This is a genomic window from Bradyrhizobium sp. MI1.4 (assembly GCF_055811315.1).
In genome coordinates this window covers 37,295-57,806 of record NZ_JBVVPP010000015.1, presented here as the reverse complement: position 1 = coordinate 57,806, position 20,512 = coordinate 37,295, and the positions used below count along the sequence as shown (strand labels likewise).

Sequence of the window (20,512 nt, the reverse complement as noted above, 5' to 3'; positions counted from 1 at the left end):
GCGTCAACACGCCTTCGATTAAAATCGCGTCACGATTTCAGAAAGGACCGGTCGCGGACGGTCTCCGCTCGGCCTGGTCGGCTTGCCGATATGGACGAAGCCCGCGAGCTTCTCGTCCGGCTTGAGGCCGAGGCCATCCAGCACGTCGCGATCGAACGCGAACCAGCCGGTCAGCCAGCAGGCGCCGTAGCCGAGCGCCGCCGCGGCCGTGACGATGTTCATAACGCTGGCCCCGGCCGACAATTCCTGCTCGAAGGCCGGCACCTTCGGATGCGGCTTCGTGAAGCTGACGATGCCGATCACCAGCGGCGCATCCATGAGGCGTTTGCGCTCGGTCTCGACATCGGCCGCCGCCGCGCCGGGATTCTTCCGGGCGAACACCTTTGCGATCACCTCGCCGGCGCGCTGGCGCGCATCGCCCTCGAAGATGATGAAGCGCCAGGGCGCGAGCTTGCCATGATCAGGCACGCGCGCGCCGATGGTGAGGATGGTCTCGAGCTCGGCGGGGGAGGGGCCGGGTCCGGACATCTCGCGCGGCTTGACCGAGCGGCGGGTCTTCAGGAGTTCGATGGCGTCGGGCACTGCGGTTTCCTCTTCGGCTGGTCGTCGGGCGTGCAATCCCCACATAGGAATGCACGCCCGCAACCGAAAGCGAGTTTAGACCGATTTCAGATGTCAGGCCGCGCTGCGCGCTCGCTTCACATCCGGCGGGGTCGCTTCGTCGACGAGGGCGGCGATGGCTTCCACCGTCGTCGTCACTTGCTGCCCGTCGCTGCCGAGCCGGCGGATCGAGACCGACTGCGTCTCCGCCTCTTTCTTGCCGACCACGAGCAGTGCCGGAATCTTGGCGAGCGAATGCTCGCGGACCTTGTAGTTGATCTTTTCGTTGCGCAGGTCGATCTCGGCTCGAAGTCCCGCACGCCGGACCTGCTCCAGCACCTGCTTGGCATACTCGTCGGCTTCCGACGTGATGGTGGTGACCACCACCTGCACCGGCGACAGCCAGAGCGGGAAGTTGCCGGCATAGTGCTCGATCAGGATGCCGATGAAGCGCTCCATCGAACCGCAGATCGCGCGGTGCACCATGACCGGCGGCTTCTTGCCGCTGTCGTGGTCGATGTAGAACGCACCGAACCGTTCCGGCAGGTTGAAGTCGACCTGCGTGGTGCCGCACTGCCAGTCGCGGCCAATGGCGTCGCGCAGCACATATTCGAACTTCGGTCCGTAGAAGGCGCCTTCGCCCGGATTGATCTCGGTCTTGATGTGATTGTTCTGCGACTGGATCTCGCGCAGCACCGTCGCCATCACGCGCTCGGCGTGATCCCACATCGCGTCGGTGCCGACGCGTTTCTCCGGCCGGGTCGACAGCTTCACAGTGAGATCGCCGGTGAAGCCGAAATCGGCATAGGTCGACAGGATCAGCTCGTTGATCTTCAGGCACTCGTCGGCGAGCTGATCCTCCATGCAGAAGATGTGCGCGTCATCCTGGGTGAAGCCGCGCACGCGCATCAATCCGTGCATCGCGCCGGACGGCTCGTAGCGGTGCACCACGCCGAACTCGGCGAGCCGCAGCGGCAGGTCGCGGTAGCTCTTCAGGCCATGCTTGAAGATCTGCACGTGGCCTGGGCAGTTCATCGGCTTCAGCGCGAACCAGCGCTTGTCTTCGGCCTCCTCGCCGGCCGACTGCGCCGCGAACATGTTCTCGCGGTACCAGCCCCAATGGCCGGAGGTCTCCCACAGCGACTTGTCGAGGATCTGGGGGGCGTTGACCTCGCTATAGTCACCGGCCAGGCGGCGTCGCATATAGGCGATCAGCTGCTGGAAGATGGTCCAGCCCTTGGCGTGCCAGAACACGACGCCCGGACCTTCCTCCTGGAAGTGGAAGAGGTCGAGTTCGCGCCCGAGCTTGCGATGGTCGCGCTTTTCCGCTTCCTCGATCTGCTTCAGATAAGCGTCGAGGTCCTCCTGCTTGGCGAATGCCGTGCCGTAGATGCGGGTCAGCATCGGGTTGTTGCTGTCGCCGCGCCAATAGGCGCCGGCCACCTTCATCAGCTTGAAGGCGTTGCCGACCTTACCGGTCGATGTCATGTGCGGGCCGCGGCAGAGATCGAACCAGTCGCCCTGGTAATAGATCTTGATCGGCTCGTTGCCGGGAATGGCATCGACCAGCTCGACCTTGAACGCCTCGCCCTTGTCGCGGAACACCTGTTTGGTCTTTTCGCGATCCCAAACCTCCTTCGTAAAAGGCTTGTCGCGCGCGATGAGCTCGCGCATCTTCTTCTCGATCGCGGCAAAGTCTTCCGGCGTGAACGGCTCGTTGCGGAAGAAATCGTAATAGAAGCCGTTCTCGATCACGGGGCCGATGGTGACCTGCGTGCCCGGCCACAGCGTCTGCACGGCTTCGGCCAGCACGTGGGCGCAGTCATGGCGGATCAGCTCGAGCGCGCGCGGATCGTCCCGGTTGATCAGCTCGATCCTGGCATCGGCTTCGATGGGATCGTCGAGGTCGGAGACCACGCCGTCGAGCGCCATCGCGACCGTACGCTTGGCCAGCGACGGCGAAATTCCCTTGGCGAGTTCGAGGCCGGTGATGCTCTTGGCGTATTCGCGCCGGGCGCCGTCGGGGAAGGTGAGGGTGATTTTTTCCGGTGGGGTCACGGGTCTCAAATTGCTGAGGCTGTACTGGAAGCCGGATTCGGATTTGGGCTGCTCGGACTTGGATTGGTCCTTGGATGGGTCCTTGGGCTGGTCGGTCATGGCATGTCTCCTGAGGCTCACTCCTGCGAACGAGCGCAGGTAAGCGGGAACGAGCGATATATCAGGCGAGTCGGCCTGCGCAATCCGGCATTTCCAAGAAACCGGCGCGCAAAAGCGGAGGCGCTGCACGAACTATTCCGGGCAACGCCCTTTAACTGGTCGCAAGGCGGCTCTACATGCGTTTGCATGGAAAATGCACGCGCCGGCCGTTTCGCGCCAACCGCCCTGATGCTCGGCAATCTCGTCACCGGCTGCTCAGTACTGGCGCCGGCGGGCATGCTGCCGGAATTGGCGACGGGGCTCGACGTCAGCATCCATGCGGCTGCGCTCCTGATCACCTTCGGGGCTGTCATCCTCTGCATCGGCTCGCCGCTGACGGCCTGGCTCACCAGCCGGATCGAGCGCCGGGCGTTACTCACCACGACGCTGGCGGTGCTCGCTTTTGGCAATCTGGCCTCGGCCTTTGCGCCCGACTATGCGAGCCTCCTCGTCATCCGCCTGGTGATGCTCGCGGTCGGCGCGCTTTACACGCCGCAGGCCGCCGGTACGGCGGCGTTGATCGTGCCGGTGGAGCGTCGCGGCAGCACGATTGCCTACATCTTTCTCGGCTGGTCGCTCGCTGCCGCCGTCGGCCTGCCGCTGATCACCTTCATCGCCAGCCGCTATGGCTGGCGCGCGGCCTATGGCGGAATCGGCGCGCTCGGTTGCGTCAGCTTCCTGCTGTTGCTGATGCGGCTGCCGGGGGGCTTGAAGGGGACGCCGGTGGATCTGAAGACCTGGAGCGCGGTCGGTCGCAACAGAACGATCCGGCTTCTGCTTGCGATCACGATGTTGCAGATGTCCGGGCAGTTCGTGGTGTTCACCTTCATGGGGCCGCTGCTCAACAAGCTGACCGGCGCAGGGCCCGATGCGATCGGCCTGGTGTTCGCTCTCTATGGCGTCTGCGGCTTCCTCGGCGTTGTCATCGCGACCCGCATCGTCGACACCTCGGGACCCTATCGCACCTCGCTGCTGTTCACCTGCCTGCTGCTTGCAGGAATCACGGGCTGGGCACTCGGCGCCGGCACGCTCGCGTTGATGGCGGGTGCGGTCGCGATCTGGGGCCTCGGTTTTGCCGCGACCAATTCGATGCAGCAGGTGCGGCTGGTCTCGGCCGCACCGTCGCTGGCATCGGCGACCGTCGCACTCAACACCTCCGTCCTTTATATCGGCCAGGCGGTCGGCTCTGCCGTCGGCGGACTGCTGTTCGCCCGCGAGCTCCTGCATACGCTCGGCTTCGTCGCAGTCGGTTTCGTGGTGGTGGCGCTGATCCTGGTCGTCCTGACCCGGCCCCGGCCGGCAACAGCCGCCCCGGCCTGAACGGAAGCGTGCCTGTGTGCGCAAGGTGCTTGGCAAACCGCGCGCCGGGAGGCTAGAAGGCCGGTCATGGGGACCAAAGAGGGTTGACTGAGATGAGGATGATTCTGGCGGTTGCCGCGGTGCTCTATTCAGCTTCCGCTTTCGCGCAAGCCGACAAGCCACCAATGATCGGAGACAAGCCGTTGGTGCAGGTCAAGCCCAAAGGGACCAAGGCGGGCACCAAGGAGGCTGCGGCCAAGCCGGCTGCCGCGCCGAAGGGCAAGCCACAATCCATCGCGGCGCGGCTGCAGGCTTGCCTGGAACTCGATGACGGCACCAAGGACCGGCTCAATTGCTACGACGCCGTGATCCCGCCGACGCCAAAGCCGAAGCCGGCCAAGGCCAAGGGCTACGCCGATTGCCGTTTCTTCAAGGAAGAGGACGAGCGGCTGGCCTGCTTCAACGGCTTTGCCGAAAGCATTCCGAAGCTGCCAAAGACCTGAGGCAGATCAGGGCCTGCGACAGTTACAGGCCCACCTAGCCAAAATACCGACGGCGCAATATCGCGGGCTTACCGGCTCGACGGGGATGGATTGGTGGAGGCCACGCGCGTGAGCGCGAGTGATGGCGTCGCCGACATCTTCACGAGGACGTCCTTGAGCGGGTCCCGCGCCCACGCTCGCGTCACATAGTCACGATGCGTGATGCCGTCCCCGGTTTCGACGAACACCACGCTGCCCGGACGCAAGGGGCCGTCCATGTCTTCGGAGACGGTTATGCCTTTCTGCCGCAGCGTGCTCATCAGTTCGCGGTCGCGCCGCGCGGTGTAGCGGGTGTAGGAGCTGACGAAGAAGCCGGAGCGGTGGCTCTCGATCCATGAGGCGAACTTGTCCATCTCGCCATAGACGGCGTCGAGCAACACGACGCCGCGGACACGGTCACTGATGCCACCAACCTCGAGGCTCCAGGCCGTCGGCAGGAAGCCGCCGCTGTAGCCGACGACCACGATCGGCATGTTGGCGAAGGCGCGGGCGCTGTTGGGATCGCCGGTGAGGCGGGCGAGATGGTTCGCCGACTCGTCGATGAAGCGCTTGAGGCCGCCAGCCTGCCAGAATTTTCCTGCGCTGGAATCGGCGGCATCGACTGCCATCTGCGGTGCGAGCAGGATGGCGTTGGCGCCGGAATCAGTGATCTGTTGCGGCACCAGCTGGCGGTCGCGCACGTCGCGCTCCAGCGTCGCGCCATTGCCGTGGAAGAACACCACGATCACGCCTGGCTTCCGCACGTCGAAATGTTCGGGCACGTGCATCAGGACGCGGTTATCGTTGTAAGTCTCGTCCTGCCAGAACACGCGCCCGGAATAGCTGCGGTGGCCGCGGCGGTCGCCCTTGGAGATGTTGAGGAATGGCGCGTCGGAGGCAGGGTTGTTGCCGAAATAGGGGAAGGCTGACGATTTCATGCTGACGAGCGTCGTCAGGTCCTCGCGTGGCGGACGCTGGTAGGGGGCCTGCGGCGCGAGCGAAGCAACCTTGTAAGGCGCCTGCTCCGGCTGCGGCTGCACGGCGCGCTTGGGTGAGAAGTCGGACATCTGCCGTTGCAGAAAACCCTCGCTCGCGGATGGGAAGCGCTCCCTGAACTGGGGGGCCGGGAATCGATCCTCGAACGTGTGGTCGTTGCTTGCGACTTGCTGGTTTGTCTTCGCAACGACCTGGACGTTGGCTTGGACGTTGGCCTGCGAGTTCGCCGCGAGCGCTGCCGGATTGGGCGCCTTGCCGCATTGAACCAGTGTCAGCGACAACGGCACCAAGGCTGAGATCAGAGCGGTCCGAAGCGCACGACCGCGTGCGCCGGACGTGGTCCGGTCAGCGCGGATGTCAGCTCTCGGCTTCGGAACGGCCCCGACCATTCACCCATGACCCCAAGTCATGACCACAAGTCCATCGGCAATCATTAAGGCAATTGAGCCGATGGGCGTTTAGGCGACGTTAAGTGTCCGGAGAAACTTCCCCACATCCGGAACGCTCAAAGGGACCACGCAATCGTGTCGTGATTGTGGGGGGAGGGAGACGGGATGTCCCGGTGTTTACGACGCTTTATTGCCCGCATCGTGCATTGATGGTGCTGCAGTACCGATTCGGCCCCGCCTCATTTAACCCTTGTTAACCCTGCTTGAATTGACTGGACCGAGCTGCACGATGCTTCCCACGAGACGTGACGCCTGAGGTTGAGGACGGCGATGACGGCATCAGATGCGGGTACTGCACCCTGGACCGGCCGGCTGACCGGAAGCGGGTCGGGGGTCTCCGTTCTGGTCGCAACCGCCATCGTCGTGGCCGACATGATCGGGGTCGGCGTCTTCACCAGCCTCGGCTTCCAGGTCAAGGACATTCCCTCGGGCTTCTCGATCCTCTTGCTTTGGACGGTCGGCGGCATCGTCGCGCTGTGCGGGGTGTTCTCCTACAGCGAGCTCGGCGCCATGTTTCCGCGCTCGAGCGGCGAATACAATTTCCTCGGCCGAGCCTATCATCCCGCCTTCGGCTTTCTCGCCGGCTGGGTGTCGGCGACGGTTGGCTTTGCAGCACCCGTCGCGCTCGCCGCGATGGCCTTTGGCGAATACGCCAAATCGGTGGTCCCCGATGTGCCGCCGATCCCGCTTGCCATCGCCGTGGTGTGGCTGGTCTCGCTCGTGCAACTGACCGGGGTCAGGCATTCCTCGACCTTCCAGTTGATCTCGACCATCCTGAAGGTCGTGCTGATCGTTGCCTTCCTGGTCGCCGGCTTCATCGTCGGCGTGCCGCAGCCGATCGCCTTCACGCCGCAGGCGGGTGATCTCGTGCATATCGTCAGCGCGCCTTTCGCGATCGGGCTCGTATTCGTGATGTATTCGTTCTCGGGCTGGAATGCCGCGACCTACATCATCGGCGAGATGAACATGCCGCAGCGGGACCTGCCGCGTGCGCTGCTCGCGGGCACGCTGATCGTGCTCGTGCTGTACGTCGCGCTGAATGCGGTGTTTCTCCATTCTACGCCGGTGGGCGCGCTCGCGGGTCAGCTCGACGTCGCCAGCGTCGCCGGCAGCGCGATCTTCGGCAATCTCGGCGGCCGGATCGTCGGCGCGATGATCTGTTTCGGCCTGATCTCCTCGATCAGCGCGATGATGTGGATCGGCCCGCGCGTGATGATGACGATGGGGGAGGATATTCCGGCGCTGCGCGTGTTCTCGCGGAGATCGGTGCGCGGCGCGCCGGCCTATGCCATCCTGTTTCAGCTCGCCGTCGCCAATTTGCTGCTGTTCACGCGCAGCTTCGAGGCCGTGCTCGACTTCATCCAGTTCGCGCTGCTGTTCTGCTCGTTCTTCACGGTCGCCGGCGTGATCAAGCTGCGCATCACGGATCCCGATTTGCCGCGGCCCTATCTTGCCTGGGGATACCCGTTCACGCCGCTCGTGTTCCTGCTCGTGACCGCGTTCATGATGTACTATTTATTGACTGAGCGGCCGGTGCAATCGCTATCGGGGATGCTCGTCATGGTCTCGGGCCTGTTGATTTATGCTGTTTTCCGCAGGCGGCCGGTCGCCGCTGGCACGTCACACAATCGCGAATAGACATGTTTCGACCCATGAGAATTGCGGCCGTGGCTCTCGCCTTGCTGGCTGCGGCCGTCTCGTCCGCACGTGCTGCCGAGGCAACCTTCGACGACACCGCGCGCTTCCTCGCGGGCATGCAGCCTTCGGCGGATTCGCCGCTGGTGCCGCTCACAAAGGACTCGGGTTGGCAACGCCACGCGAGATTCTTCGACAGTGCCTTCGCCCAGCTCGAGGAGCGCCAGCTCGCGAAGATCCGCAACTGGGCCGACGTCAATTTGGCGGCGACCAAGCCGACCATGTTTTATTGGTTCAGCGGCCCCGACTTCCTCTACGCCAACGCCTTCTATCCCAAGGCCAGCACTTACGTGCTTGGCGCGCTGGAGCCGGTCGGTGCAGTGGCTGACCTGACGCGATTGCCGCGCAGTTCGGTCGGCGCCGCGCTCTATAATGTCGAGCGCTCGCTCGGCTCGATCCTGAGTTTTTCCTTCTTCATCACCAAGCAAATGAAGGTCGACCTGCACACCAACCAGGTCAACGGCACCTTGCCGATCCTCTACGTCTTCCTCGTCCGCTCCGGCAAGATCATCCGCAATGTCGAGATGGTCGCACTCGACGACAGGGGCGGCGTGCATGTCGGCAACGACAATCCAGGACCGAACGCGACGCGCGGCGCCCGCATCACCTTTGCGGGCCCCGACGGCGAGGCGCGCACGCTGTATTATTTCTCGACCGATCTCTCCAATTCAGGTGCACGCGCGGCAGGATTCCTGAAGTTCTGCGAGACGCTCGGACCCGGCAACAGCCTGATCAAGAGTGCGTCCTATCTGCTGCACTCCGGCAATTTCACCGTGGCGCGCGACTGGTTGCTCGCCAACAGCGCGACCATCGTCCAGGACGATTCCGGCATTCCGCTTTCGAGCTACAATTCGCGGCAATGGCGGTTCTTCCCGTTCGGCCGCTATCTCGGACCGATCGGCGAATTCCCCGGCCGCTACCAGGAACGCTACGCCGCGCTGTTCACGCGCGCCCAGCCGATCGATTTCGGCGTCGGCTACCGCTGGCGGATGCACGAGTCGAACTTGCTGCTGGCGGTGAAGGTGCCGGGAAGCGAGACGGCGCCGGGGGCGGAGACCACCTCGTCCGCCGAGCCGTCGCCGAAACCGCTGCGTCCGAAGCGGCCACGTCCGCCTGAGCCGGTCCCGCCGCCACCCGGACGCTTTTTCTGGTCCCGCTAATTACCAGTGCACGCTCTGGCTCGGCACGATGAATGCCGTCGTGCTAGGCGGCGTGGCAAGACTCGTCTCCAGATACCAGCCGGAGCCGACCACGAGCAGCAGCAGGGCGATGATGGCGAGCATGTCGAGGGTTCTGGGATCGTGGCCTCGCGAACCACCCCGGGAATCCGGTCCAAGTCTGACGTGAAAATGAGGGCTGATTTTCCAGCGCATTGTTGTTTCCTCCCGCGGGAGCATCACAGCAACGCGAGGAGAGAGTTTCGGTTCCACTCAAGGTAGCGACACCTGAGGCGCCGCATCATGCTCAGGATGCGTTGACGCCGCGCCAGCGGCCGTAGCGCCAAGGCAAGTACCAGCGCGCGCCCTGTGGTGCGGTGAGGGGCACGTTGTCGATGCCCGAGGTGCCGAAAGGGTTGCAACGGAGCAGGCGTGCGAGCGTCATCCAGCCGCCGGCCCACAGCCCGAACCGTTCGATTGCCTCGTCGCCATAGGTGGAGCAGGTCGGCACGTGCCGGCAATTGTAGCCAACCAGCGGCGAGAGCGTGTGGCGGTAGAGCCAGATCAGCGCGCGGGCGAATCTGCGTGGAAGCCGGAGCGCGCCCGCGACGGGATTGGAACAGGGCTCGCGGGCTGATTGCTTCATGGGCGCTTTGCTGAGATCGTGGGCGAGGTTTTGCGCGGTTCCGGTGCAGGGAACTGTAAGCTGTTGTTTGTACGTCATATTTTGCGTGCTTTTTGGGAGCAGTGCAGCAAATGCCTATGGACGAGCTGTATTCCCCCGGATACCATTTTTGTGACGTCCATGTGAGACTCATTGGAATGTCGGAACGGGGCTTGGCTGAGTCGGCTCGCCGTAAGGCTTGGGCTAAAGCTTGGGACTTGGGGAAGGGACCAGTTTGAAACTTCTGAAGGCACTCAATCTTCGCGGCTGGTTGCTGGTGGGAACCGCTGCTTGTGGAGTCGTGCTGGCTGGCGCCGTCGCGACGCTCGGGTCGTCTGCCCGGGCCGGTGCTGCCCTCGAAGAGCGCAAGCTGCCGATGAAGTTCAATTGGGTCGCCTGCGAGCCGAATTGCCGCGGTTGGGTCAGTGCAGTCGGCATCATCACCGCCGATACGCCCCGGGACTTCGAAGAGTTTTCCCGCGGGCGCCAGCTCGGCGGCGCCACCGTGGTGCTGGATTCCAGCGGCGGTTCCGTCAACGACGCGATCACGCTCGGCCGGCGCTTCCGCAATCTCGGACTTCTGACCACGGTCGGCGTTAGCGTTCAGAACCGCGGCGGGCAGTCGGCCCGTCCGGCAGTCGCGCCGGAGGCCTATTGCGAATCCATGTGCGTGTTCCTGCTGTTGGCGGGCAAGAAGCGCTACGTGCCGGAAGCGGCCCATGTCCGGGTTCACCAGATCTGGATGGGCGATCGCGCCGACGATGCCAAGGCGGCGAGCTACAGCGCGCAGGACCTGATGATCGTGGAGCGCGACATCGGCCGGCTTGCCAAATACACGTTCGACATGGGCGGTGCCGGCGATCTGCTGTCGCTCGCGCTCAGCGTCCCGCCCTGGGAAGATCTGCATCAGCTCGATGCAGGCGAGCTCAAGCTGACCAATCTCGTGACGACGGATCTCGTGGCCGACGTGCTGCCGCATGTCGACATCTCCGCGCCGGCAATGGCGGAGCTTGCACCGAAGACCCAGGCGAGGTTCGGTGCGGAACCGGAGCAGCCTGCGAAGTCGACCAAGACGGCGGAAGCCCTAGTGCCCACGGGCGGCGTGGCCACGCCGGTTGCGGCGTCGCAGAAATAGCCTCGAATCTCTGATCTATTTCCGGGTCGAGCGACGAGCCCGGATCAGCCTCCGGAATCAGCCTTGCGCCGCAGCCGGCTGCTTCGCCTTCGCCTCGATCTGGCCGATGGCATCGACCACGGCATCGAAGGTCAGGAGCGTCGAGGCGTGGCGCGCCTTGTAGTCGCGGACCGGCTCGAGGAACTTGATCTCTTCCCATTTGCCTTCAGGAGGCGCGCCGTTCTCCTTCAGCATCTTGCGAACAGTTTCGCGTAACTCACGGAGTTCGCTCGCAGTCGATCCGACGATCTGACTTGCCATGATGGAGGAAGAAGCTTGTCCCAGCGCGCAGGCCTTCACGTCATGGGCGAAGTCAGTGACCTTCTCGCCCTCCATCTTGAGGTCGACCTTGACCGTCGACCCGCACAGCTTGGAATGGGCGGTGGCAGTGGCATCGGGATCCGGCAACCGCCCGAGCCGCGGAATATTCCCGGCCAGTTCGATGATCCGCTTGTTATAAATGTCGTTCAGCATGTGATGGAGTCCAGCAGGACCGGCCTTGGCGTGCGCCGTCCACAGCCTTATATAGGGTCGGAACTGGCGAAAAACAGTCCAGCGCTGCAGCAGTGGTGTGATCCAGAACCCTGCTGCCGGCGTTACGGCTTGCAGACTTTTCGCCGAAACTGTTCTCTCAGGCGTCCGGCGGTTCGCCGCCCCGTCTGCCGGTGACACTCCGGCCGCAAGGCCGTCGAACGGAGTCGACATGGACGCTACCATCAAATCCATCCGCCCCAACAAGCCCTCCGATCGGCAGCCCGAGAGCCGTCCGGCGGAGCTTGATCCTTCCGAATTCCTCGCCGCCGCCGTCCGCGCCGACCAGCCGCGCCCGGCGCGCGCCGAGGCCGAGCAGGCGGTGAAGACACTGCTCGCCTATATCGGCGAGAATACCAACCGCGAGGGACTGCTCGACACGCCGCGCCGCGTGGTCGAGGCTTTCGACGAACTCTATCAGGGCTACCACCAGTGTCCGGCCGAGGTGCTCGATCGCACCTTCGGCGAGACCGCCGGCTATGACGACTTCGTCCTTGTGCGTGACATCGAGTTCACCTCGCAATGCGAGCATCACATGATGCCGTTCTACGGCAAGGCGCACATCGCCTATACGCCGGTGGAACGCGTGGTCGGCCTGTCGAAGCTTGCGCGCCTCACCGACATCTTCGCCCGCCGGCTCCAGACCCAGGAGCACATGACCGCGCAGATCGCGGCGGCGATCGACGAGATCCTCAAGCCGCGCGGCGTTGCCGTGCTGATCGAGGCCGAGCATACCTGCATGTCGGTGCGCGGCGTCGCCAAGCATGGTGCCTCCACCTTCACCAGCCGCTTCACCGGCATGTTCCGCGACAATCCGGCGGAACAGGCTCGTTTTCTGTCCCTGGTGCGAGGCCTGCAGCGCTGACCTCGCGAATAGACCGGCGAGGGCGTTGTGTCCGCTCACTCCCATGAAACCGAGGAAGGTCTCGCCTTCCTTCCGAGATTCGATGCGGTCGGGCTCGTCACGGTCGTCGCGACCGAATTTGCCACCGGCGACGTGCTGATGGTCGCGCACATGAATGACGAGGCGCTGCGCAAGACCATCGCGACCGGCGAAGCCTGGTACTTCAGCCGCTCGCGCAATGCCTTGTGGCGAAAAGGTGAGACCTCAGGTCAGACCCAGCGCGTGCTCGAGATCCGCACCGATTGCGATCAGGATGCGGTCTGGCTGCGCGTCGAGCAGATCGGCGCTGCGTGTCACACCGGCCGCCGGTCCTGCTTCTACCGCAAGGTCGAGGCCGAAGACGGCGGCGCCAGGCTCGTCTTTGTCGATGCGGACAGGCTGTTCGATCCGGACGCGGTGTACAAGAAGTAGTCCTGCCGTCATGCGGAGGGCGGCGCTGGCGGCCCGAATTTACCCCGCATTAACCATATCTGTCCCACGGTGAGACGACAGGGCGTCGAATTGCCGGCGCGCCTCAACGCCATGCGGGCGGGCACTTCATCATGTCGGTCGACAATTCCAGTGTCTCACAGGCGGCGGTCCTTGATCCGTCGCGGGCACGCGTCGCCAGTGCGATCAAGCAGGCCTCGAACGTAGGTGGCGTCAGCTTCCAGTACATGCTGACCACCGCCAAGATGGAATCGGATTTCGATCCCACGGCGGGGGCGACTACGTCATCCGCGCACGGGCTCTACCAGTTCATCGACCAGACCTGGCTTGGCACGGTGAAGGAAGCGGGCACCCAGCTCGGCTATGGCAACTATTCGGACGCCATCACCAGGACGTCGTCGGGCACCTACACCGTCGATGATGCCGCGATGAAGCGGTCGATCATGAAGCTGCGCGACGATCCGGAGGCCGCCTCCAGCATGGCGGCTGCGCTGACGCAGTCGAACAGCTTCAAGCTCACCGGCCTGCTCGGCCGCAGGCCGTCCGACAGCGAACTCTACATGGCGCATTTCATGGGCGTCGGCGGCGCCGCGAAACTGATCGCCAATGCCGAGGACAATCCGCAAGCGGTTGGCGCGCGGTTGTTTCCTAACGCGGCGTCCGCCAATCGCTCGATCTTCTACGCCAAGGACGGCCGCGCGCGCAGCATCTCCGAGGTCTATTCCGTGCTGGATGCACGCTACGCCGGCGCGGCAAATTCGAAAACCACCCGCAGCGCGATGGCGATGTATGGCGGCACGCCGTCGACCACGCAGGTCGCGAGCGCCAACGGCGTACAGCCTGCCGCGCCGCTGATCGACAATGCCGCGTATCTCCAGACCTTTCCGAACACACGCGCGGTGATGCCGGTCAGCGCGACAGCGCCAACGACGATCGCGGACAATGCGCCAATCACGCCGGTGTTTCGCTCGATCTATCAGCCCGGCGACACCACCCAGCCGGTCTCGACGACCGTGCAGAAATTGTGGGGCAACAATGCCTCGCTCACCTCGGTCGCACCCGCGACCTCGGTCCCATCGGCAACGCCCGACCTCCGGCCGCCCCAGCCGCTTGATCTCTTCAGCGATCGCAGCGGCACGTTCTCAAGCTAATACGCACTCCCGTATCTCGGACACGTCGCAGCGTGAACGCTGCTGCGCAGGGCCAGACGTGAACCGGCCGCCTTTGTTCCCTTAACAAAACGTCAATAAAACCAGCCAGTTATGGTGAACGCTTTGTTAAGCGTCGTGGTTTATTTTGTGTTGCAGGTGACAAGCCGTCACCGCTTCGTCTTCGTTGCGTAAGCCGGAAGCACCATGATCGTTCGGCAGTTCATCAATTGGATCAGGACGGCGCCCGCCGGCGAGCGGGCCGAGGCGACGCGGGCACTGGCCCGGGCCTGGTTGATCTCAGACCTTTCCCATGACGACCGTATTGCCGCTGAAGGCGCGCTTCTGATGCTGCTCGACGATCCCTCGCCGCTGGTGCGGCAGGCGATGGCCGAGGCGTTCGCGCGCAGTACCGAAGCGCCGGCGTCGATCGTGCGGGCGCTGTCGGCGGACCAGCCGACCGTCGCGCTGCCCGTGCTCGAACATTCTCCGCTGCTGATCGACGCCGATCTCGTCGACATCGTCGCGACCGGCAGCGACGAGGTGCAGTGCGCGGTCGCGCGCCGCATCGCGCTGCCGGTATCGGTCTGCGCCGCCATTGCCGAAGTCGGCTGCGCGGCGGCAGCGCTCGAGCTGATCGAAAATCCTCATGCAGAGCTTGCGCCGTTCTCCTGGGATCGCATCGTCGAGCGTCACGGCCATCTTGCCGCGATCCGCGAGGCGATGCTGGTGCTGGAGGATCTGCCGTCCGCAACGCGCGCCGCGCTGGTGGCCAAACTCTCAGAGACGCTGGCTCAATTCGTCGTGGCCCGGAACTGGCTGAGTGCCGACCGCGCCGAGCGCATCGCGACCGAGGCGCGCGACCGCTCCACCATGAACATTGCGGCGCGCTCCCGCGGCGAAGACATGGAAGGACTTGTTCGGCACCTGCGCATCACCGGCCAGCTCACCGCGGGTCTCATTCTGCGCGCGCTGCTGTCGAGCAATCTCGACCTGTTCGATGCGGCGCTGGCTGAGCTCGCCGAGCTGCCGCTGGCGCGCGTGTCCGCGCTGCTGCACGATCGCGGCGGCAACAGCCTGCACGCGCTGCTCCGCCGCGCCGGGCTTCCCGAGGCGACGTTTGCAGCCTTCCAGGTCGCGCTCGATGCCTGCCACGAGCAGGGCTTCGTCGACAGCGACGACAATGCAGCGAGGCTGCGCCGCCGCATGGTCGAGCGCGTACTCACTCATTGCGAGACCGACCGCGGCGCGACCGAGCCGCTGATGGTCCTGCTGCGCCGCTTCGCCACCGAATCCGCGCGCGAAGAGGCAAGGCTGTTCTGCGACGAGCTGGTCGCGGAGGAGACGGTTGATCCGGTGTATGACGATCTGATTGCTGCGTAACGAGACGCTGTAGGGCGGGGCAAAGGCGCATTGCGCCGTGCCCACCGTCTCTCCGCACAATTCATGTCGATTGGTGGGCAACGCTTCGCTTTGCCCACCCTACAACACCTCGCGAACGGCGAAGCTACCCCGCCGGCGCGATGCTCGGTGCCAGGATCACCTCGAGATGCTCGGGGCGATCGCGGTTGGCGTCGGCGAGATAGTCGTCGGCGACCTTGCGCAGGCGCCGGCTGAGTTCGGCGGAGACGCTGATGCTGTCGAGCTTGGTGTTCTCGTGCACGATGGCAAGGATGGCGTTGATGTGGTGCGTGAACAGCTCGGCCGGTACCTTTTCGAGATCGGGCGCGTGTTCGATGACGCGGCACAGGCTCTCGGCTATGCCCGCCGCCGCCGGATAGCCGAAAGTCGCGGCATCGCCCTTGATGTCATGCGCGGCGCGAAACAACTCGTCGCGCCTGTCCTTGCTGAAGCCGTCGTGCCGGATGGCGACGTAGGCGGCCGACAGCCGGTTGATCTCGGTCGCCATCCAGTCCTTGAACTCGCCAGCAAGGCCCGCGAGCGCCTGTTCGGCGCGGCCGATCGGATCGTCCATGTCTTTGTCTTCGACGCGGCGCAGGACCGACCGCAGCGGGTTGGGCTGCGTGATGATTTGATGCGTGGCGAAGGCCGTGATCTCGATGTCTCTTGCGCTGTTCTTCGCCATGATATCGGCCTCGATCGTGAGAGACGTTGCGCTAGATGGAGGAGCGGGCCTTGTCGAGCAGCGAGGGCTGCTGCAGCACCTCGTGCTTTTCGCCGACGCGGCGCTCGGGGCCCATATAGGCTGAGTTGATGTTGCGGCGGCGGTCCGGGCCGAAATAGGTCTTGGTCTTGATGAAGGGGCGGGGACTGGCGACCACGTTGAGGATGCGCTGGTAGAGCCCCTTGGCCGAGATCGGCTTGGCCAGAAATTCGGTGACGCCGGCATCGCGCGCCACCGTGACGCGGCGCTTCTCGGAATGGCCGGTCAGCATGATGATCGGCGCGTAGGGATTGCCCTTGGATTCCGGCTGCCGGATCATCTGCGCCAGCTCGAGCCCATCGAAGATCGGCATCGCCCAGTCGGTGATGACGATGTCGGGCACGTAATGGCTGTACATTTCCAGCGCCGTGGCGCCGTCCTCGGCCTCGTAGACTTCACGCGCGCCAAAGGAATGCAGCAGCGTGCGCAGGATGCGGCGCATGTGCGGATTGTCGTCGCAGACGAGGAAACGCAGCTTGTTGAAATCGATGCGGAACATGGAGCCCGGGCCGAAGTGGTCAACTTTCGTTAACCATATCTCGCCGGGGGTTAATGAAGGGTTGCGATCGGCAGTCCGGCGGGCGGCTCAGGAGCCGAACTGTTCGCGCAGAATGCGCTCTTCCAGGCTGTGACCGGGGTCGAACAGCATGCGCATCGAGATGGTCTTGTCGGACAGCACCTCGACGCGGCGAACATCGCGCACCTCGTCGTGGTCGGCGACCGCCGCCACGGGGCGCTTGTCGCCCTCCAGCACCTCAATCACGACATAAGCCGTGTTCGGCAGCAGCGCGCCGCGCCAGCGTCGTGGGCGGAAGGCGCTGATCGGCGTCAGCGCCAGCAGCGCGGCGTTGATCGGCAGGATCGGTCCTTGGGCGGACAGATTGTAGGCGGTCGAGCCGGCTGGCGTTGCCACCATGATGCCGTCGGCGATCAGCTCGGACATGCGCTCGCGCTCGTCGATCAGGATCCGCAGGCGCGCGGCCTGGTAGGTCTGCCGGAACAGGGCGACCTCGTTGATGGCGTGATGCAAGTGGACGCGGTCGTTGGCGTCGGTCGCGCGCATCAGCAAGGGGTGGATTTCGGATTCCTGCGCCGCCTCGAGGCGGGCTCGAAGATCGACCGTCGAGTACTCGTTCATCAGGAAGCCGACGGTGCCGCGGTGCATGCCGTAGATCGGCTTGCCCGTATGCATGTGCTGATGCAGCGTCTGGAGCATGAGCCCGTCGCCGCCGAGTGCGACGACGATGTCGGCGTCCTTCGGGTTGCAATTGCCGAAGTCCCTGGTGAGCTGGCCGAAGGCGGCTTGCGCCTCGCTGCTGGGGCTGGCGACGAAGGCGATCCGGTCGTATCGCGCTGGCTTGGTCATGGCTTCCGGGCAGGGCCGCTGGCTCGAGAAAGTTCCGCCGGGCTCGTCTAACGATCTCGACCCCGATTGTCGAGGACGACCACCCTTCACAGCAGTCCGGCAACTGCCCATTCCGATTTGAGGATGAAACCGGGTCGATTTGTGCCCCACCGGGCTCTTCAGGCGCCGCCGGAGCCATGATCCCCCAAACCGTCGCAATTCCGCGCTAGCCTTGCGGTCCGCACCGGTGGTCGTCGCCGGGCAGGGAGAACGACCATGAATATGAATATGCCGGTGCTCCGCCGTGCGACCCTGGTGCTGGCGGTATCGGCATTCGCGCTCGCAGGATTGGCGCGCGCCGACGATCCGCCGCAGCCGCGCGCCGAGGCGGCAGCGCCAGCCGGACAGAAGGGCGGGCGCGGCGGCGCACAAAGCGCGTCGCAGAATGCATCGCCATCCGCCGAGCCGCACCGTCTTCCGTCGGATTCGACCACGAAGCAGACACTCGATCTTCCCGGCCGCAGCCTCAATTTCGCAGCGACCGCTGGTTCGATCCGCGTGTTCGACGGCAAGGGTGAGCCGGTGGCCGACATCGCCTATACATCCTATGAGCTCGACGGCGCAGACCGTGCGACGCGTCCCGTGACGTTCCTGTTCAACGGCGGGCCCGGTGCGTCGTCGGCATGGCTCCAGTTCGGCGCGGCCGGGCCGTGGCGGCTGCCGCTCGATGGCGAAGCGCTGTCGCCGTCCGCCTCGCCCGAGGTGAAGCCGAACGCGGAGACCTGGCTCGATTTCACCGATCTCGTCTTCATCGACCCCGTCAGCACCGGCTACAGCCGCTTCGTCGCGACCGGCGATGACGCGCGCAAATCGTTCTACTCCGTCGACGGCGACGTCAATTCGATCGCGTTGGTGATCCGCCGCTGGCTCGAGAAGCACGACCGGCTGACCTCGCCGAAATACGTCGCCGGCGAAAGCTATGGCGGCATTCGCGGGCCGAAGGTGGTGCGCCAGTTGCAGCTCCAGCACGGCGTCGGCGTCAGGGGATTGATCCTGGTGTCGCCGCTCCTGGACTTCCGCGAATTCACCGGCACCAGCCTCCTGCAATATGTCGCGACGCTGCCGAGCTATGTGGCGGTGGCGCGCGAGGCGAAAGGCCCGGTCAAGCGCGCCGATCTCGCCGACGTCGAGGCTTACGCGCGCGGCGAATTCCTGGCCGACCTCGTCAAGGGCGAGGCGGACAAGGAGGCCACCAATCGTCTTGCCGACAAGGTCGCCGAGCTCACCGGCATCGACCAGGCGGTGAGCCGTCGGCTTGCCGGCCGCTTCGACGTCGGCGAATTCCGCCGCGAATTCGACCGCAAGAACGGCAAGGTGACGGGGCGCTACGATGGCTCGGTACGCGGCCTTGATCCCTATCCGGATTCGAGCAGCTCGCGGTTCGGTGATCCCTCCGGCGATGCGCTGCAGGCGCCGCTGACGAGTGCGGCGGTTGACCTGTTGACACACAAGCTCAACTGGCGGCCCGATGGCTCCTACGAGGTGTTGAACGGCGCCGTCGAGGGTCATTGGGATTTCGGCCGCGGCATCAATCCGCCGCAATCGGTCTCCGAGCTGCGCCAGATCCTCGCCACGGATGCGAAGCTGAACGTGCTGGTCGCGCACGGCCTGTTCGATCTCGCCACCCCCTATTTCGGATCGAAGCGGGTGCTCGACCAGTTGCCGGCCTTCGCAACGCAGCGGGTCAAGTTCGTGGTCTATCCCGGCGGCCACATGTTCTATTCGCGCGACGGCTCGCGGCAGGCTCTTCGGAGCGAAGTCGAGACTCTCATTCGGGAGTAGCCCGTCGCTTGCGCGGCTTGTATCGCCGCGCGATCTCGCGGGCTACGACGGCCGCAGGCTTGATATTGGCGCCCGCGATCCAGACGTCACTGACCTTGCCGCGCTTGTCGCGGACGCGGCGCACCGGCTCGCCGTGGCTGGAGTAACCGGCGGCCCAGGCGAGCTTGCCGGTGTCGCGGCCGGTGACCTCGATCTCGGCGGCGTCCATGAACGGGTTGTTGAACTGGGGATTGGCGACCAGCACGCGGTTGCCGACCGGCACGAGGTCGTTCGCGCCCCAGATCGTCCACCAACGGCCGGTCCAGTCGCGCACGCGGCGGTCGGGTGCACCACGGGACTGGAAGACGCGCAGGATCTGCATCGCGCCGTCCATCCAGAACGGGGCCGCGCCGTCGATGGAGTTGCTGAGGATGCTGATCGCGAGCTCGCAAGCGGGGATGGAGCAGGTCCTGGAGATGTAACCTTGAAAGCCGCCGCCATGGCCCAACCAATCCCAGCCGTCGGTTTTGCCGGCGTTGACGCCGAGGCCGTAATAGGCCTCGAAGCTTTGCGGCACGCGCCAATGGTTTCGCGTCAGCTCGCGGCGGCTTGCGACCGATAGCACGCTCTTTTTCGCATTGGGCGCGAGCTGCGCGTAGAAGCGGGCGGTATCGGCGGCGGTCGCGATGAAGCCGGCGGCGGAGGCCATCGCGTGCGCGGGATTGTCGCCGGGGATCACGCATCGCTCTCCGTACGGCAGCTTGCGAGTGTGGCCGCGCGCGAACGACGCGCCCTTGGGAAGCGGCGCGTCCGGCTCGATCTCGCGCAGGCCCGCAGGTTCGATGATCTCGCGCTTGATCCAGACCGGGTAGGGCTCCTTCGTCACGGCCTCGATGACGAGACCGATCAGCCCAAAGCCGTGATTGGAATATTTGAAGCGTGTGCCCGGCTCGATTACGGTCGGCCGCTTCAATTCCGCGAGCAGCTCGTTCGCGTCGAGATAGGGACGGCTGTCGATGAACTGGCCGGAATCGGCGCCGTCGCGCGTCAGTCCCGCGCTGTGCGAGAGCACTTGCGCAATCGTCGTTTCGGCGACGCGCGGATGCAGGCCGGCGACATGTTGGCCGATGGAATCGTCGAGCCGGAGCTTGCGCTGCTCGCGCAGCTTCATGACGCCGGCCGAGGTGAAGCTCTTCGAGTGCGAGGCGATGCGGAAGCGATGGCGCGGGGTGAGCTTCTCGCCGGTGTCGAGATTGGCGAGGCCGAACGCATGCTCGGCAACCACCTCGCCGCGATGGACGAAGGCGACCATGACGCCCGGCTGCTGGATTGTGGTGTGCTGGAATTCGATCCAGGAGCCGATGTAGTCGATCGCGGATCGCAGCCACTTGTCCATTGCGCACCGATTTACCAGGAGAG

20 protein-coding genes are annotated in these 20,512 nt (G+C 64.7%); 10 read left to right on the top strand and 10 right to left on the bottom strand.

Annotation, left to right across the window (positions count from 1 at the left end; genetic code table 11):
* Positions 1–18: 18 nt before the first annotated feature.
* Both AC0L23_RS18970 and thrS read right to left on the bottom strand, forming a co-directional pair.
* Positions 19–582 carry a nitroreductase family protein gene (locus AC0L23_RS18970; RefSeq protein WP_162496430.1) on the bottom strand — a complete coding sequence of 188 codons (564 nt, stop codon included), beginning with the start codon at positions 580–582 and terminating at the stop codon, positions 19–21.
* Positions 583–675: 93 nt separating this feature from the next.
* The gene (gene thrS / locus AC0L23_RS18965) at positions 676–2,757 is read right to left on the bottom strand and encodes a threonine--tRNA ligase (RefSeq protein ID WP_162496431.1); all 2,082 of its coding nucleotides are present in this window, start codon (positions 2,755–2,757) and stop codon (positions 676–678) included.
* Between the two features lie 186 nt (positions 2,758–2,943).
* On the opposite strand from thrS, the gene AC0L23_RS18960 reads away from it, so the two are divergent.
* On the top strand, positions 2,944–4,116 hold the full coding sequence (locus AC0L23_RS18960; RefSeq protein WP_085396177.1) for an MFS transporter: 1,173 nt from the start codon (positions 2,944–2,946) through the stop codon (positions 4,114–4,116).
* A gap of 92 nt (positions 4,117–4,208) precedes the next feature.
* A complete protein-coding gene (locus tag AC0L23_RS18955; RefSeq protein ID WP_085385007.1) occupies positions 4,209–4,598 on the top strand; it encodes a hypothetical protein in 390 nt (129 codons plus the stop codon).
* Positions 4,599–4,666: 68 nt separating this feature from the next.
* Here the strand turns inward: AC0L23_RS18955 and AC0L23_RS18950 are convergent, their stop codons facing one another.
* Complete coding sequence (locus AC0L23_RS18950; RefSeq protein WP_473357233.1) at positions 4,667–6,001, bottom strand: alpha/beta hydrolase; 1,335 nt, start codon at positions 5,999–6,001, stop codon at positions 4,667–4,669.
* Positions 6,002–6,331: 330 nt separating this feature from the next.
* On the opposite strand from AC0L23_RS18950, the gene AC0L23_RS18945 reads away from it, so the two are divergent.
* Both AC0L23_RS18945 and AC0L23_RS18940 read left to right on the top strand, forming a co-directional pair.
* Positions 6,332–7,699: an APC family permease gene (locus AC0L23_RS18945; protein WP_085385005.1), complete on the top strand. Its 1,368-nt coding sequence runs from the start codon at positions 6,332–6,334 to the stop codon at positions 7,697–7,699.
* Positions 7,700–7,701: 2 nt separating this feature from the next.
* Complete coding sequence (locus AC0L23_RS18940; protein WP_085351145.1) at positions 7,702–8,916, top strand: hypothetical protein; 1,215 nt, start codon at positions 7,702–7,704, stop codon at positions 8,914–8,916.
* Here AC0L23_RS18940 and AC0L23_RS18935 read toward each other — a convergent pair whose 3' ends face one another.
* Entirely contained in the window at positions 8,917–9,129 is a 213-nt protein-coding gene (locus tag AC0L23_RS18935) for a hypothetical protein (RefSeq protein WP_026232939.1), read from the bottom strand.
* Positions 9,130–9,220: 91 nt separating this feature from the next.
* Positions 9,221–9,559, bottom strand: a complete 339-nt coding sequence (gene yidD, locus AC0L23_RS18930; protein ID WP_085385004.1) for a membrane protein insertion efficiency factor YidD — start codon at positions 9,557–9,559, stop codon at positions 9,221–9,223.
* Between the two features lie 253 nt (positions 9,560–9,812).
* On the opposite strand from yidD, the gene AC0L23_RS18925 reads away from it, so the two are divergent.
* A complete protein-coding gene (locus AC0L23_RS18925) occupies positions 9,813–10,712 on the top strand; it encodes a COG3904 family protein (protein ID WP_085385003.1) in 900 nt (299 codons plus the stop codon).
* A 57-nt stretch (positions 10,713–10,769) separates the two neighbouring features.
* On the opposite strand, the gene AC0L23_RS18920 is transcribed toward AC0L23_RS18925, so the two are convergent.
* Positions 10,770–11,225: an iron-sulfur cluster assembly scaffold protein gene (locus AC0L23_RS18920; protein WP_007602629.1), complete on the bottom strand. Its 456-nt coding sequence runs from the start codon at positions 11,223–11,225 to the stop codon at positions 10,770–10,772.
* Between the two features lie 229 nt (positions 11,226–11,454).
* Between AC0L23_RS18920 and folE the strand changes: the two genes are divergently transcribed.
* The 4 genes from folE (at position 11,455) to AC0L23_RS18900 (ending at position 15,146) form a co-directional block, all read left to right on the top strand.
* On the top strand, positions 11,455–12,147 hold the full coding sequence (gene folE, locus AC0L23_RS18915) for a GTP cyclohydrolase I FolE (RefSeq protein ID WP_007602630.1): 693 nt from the start codon (positions 11,455–11,457) through the stop codon (positions 12,145–12,147).
* A 27-nt stretch (positions 12,148–12,174) separates the two neighbouring features.
* Positions 12,175–12,597: a phosphoribosyl-AMP cyclohydrolase gene (gene hisI / locus AC0L23_RS18910; protein WP_473357232.1), complete on the top strand. Its 423-nt coding sequence runs from the start codon at positions 12,175–12,177 to the stop codon at positions 12,595–12,597.
* Between the two features lie 131 nt (positions 12,598–12,728).
* Positions 12,729–13,766 (top strand): lytic transglycosylase domain-containing protein, encoded by a 1,038-nt coding sequence (locus AC0L23_RS18905; RefSeq protein ID WP_473357231.1) that lies wholly within the window; start codon positions 12,729–12,731, stop codon positions 13,764–13,766.
* Positions 13,767–13,970: 204 nt separating this feature from the next.
* On the top strand, positions 13,971–15,146 hold the full coding sequence (locus tag AC0L23_RS18900; protein WP_085385000.1) for a DUF2336 domain-containing protein: 1,176 nt from the start codon (positions 13,971–13,973) through the stop codon (positions 15,144–15,146).
* Positions 15,147–15,270: 124 nt separating this feature from the next.
* Here AC0L23_RS18900 and AC0L23_RS18895 read toward each other — a convergent pair whose 3' ends face one another.
* From AC0L23_RS18895 to AC0L23_RS18885, 3 genes are all read right to left on the bottom strand, one after another.
* The gene (locus AC0L23_RS18895) at positions 15,271–15,849 is read right to left on the bottom strand and encodes an Hpt domain-containing protein (protein ID WP_473357230.1); all 579 of its coding nucleotides are present in this window, start codon (positions 15,847–15,849) and stop codon (positions 15,271–15,273) included.
* Positions 15,850–15,880: 31 nt separating this feature from the next.
* Positions 15,881–16,426 (bottom strand): response regulator, encoded by a 546-nt coding sequence (locus AC0L23_RS18890; RefSeq protein WP_007611745.1) that lies wholly within the window; start codon positions 16,424–16,426, stop codon positions 15,881–15,883.
* An 87-nt stretch (positions 16,427–16,513) separates the two neighbouring features.
* On the bottom strand, positions 16,514–17,293 hold the full coding sequence (locus AC0L23_RS18885) for an NAD kinase (protein ID WP_085384999.1): 780 nt from the start codon (positions 17,291–17,293) through the stop codon (positions 16,514–16,516).
* A gap of 255 nt (positions 17,294–17,548) precedes the next feature.
* Here AC0L23_RS18885 and AC0L23_RS18880 point away from each other — a divergent pair, with 255 nt between their 5' ends.
* Positions 17,549–19,114: a S10 family peptidase gene (locus tag AC0L23_RS18880; protein WP_085396189.1), complete on the top strand. Its 1,566-nt coding sequence runs from the start codon at positions 17,549–17,551 to the stop codon at positions 19,112–19,114.
* Here AC0L23_RS18880 and AC0L23_RS18875 read toward each other — a convergent pair.
* A complete protein-coding gene (locus AC0L23_RS18875; RefSeq protein WP_085396191.1) occupies positions 19,101–20,489 on the bottom strand; it encodes a serine hydrolase domain-containing protein in 1,389 nt (462 codons plus the stop codon). The genes AC0L23_RS18880 and AC0L23_RS18875 overlap by 14 nt on opposite strands.
* Positions 20,490–20,512 lie beyond the last annotated feature (23 nt).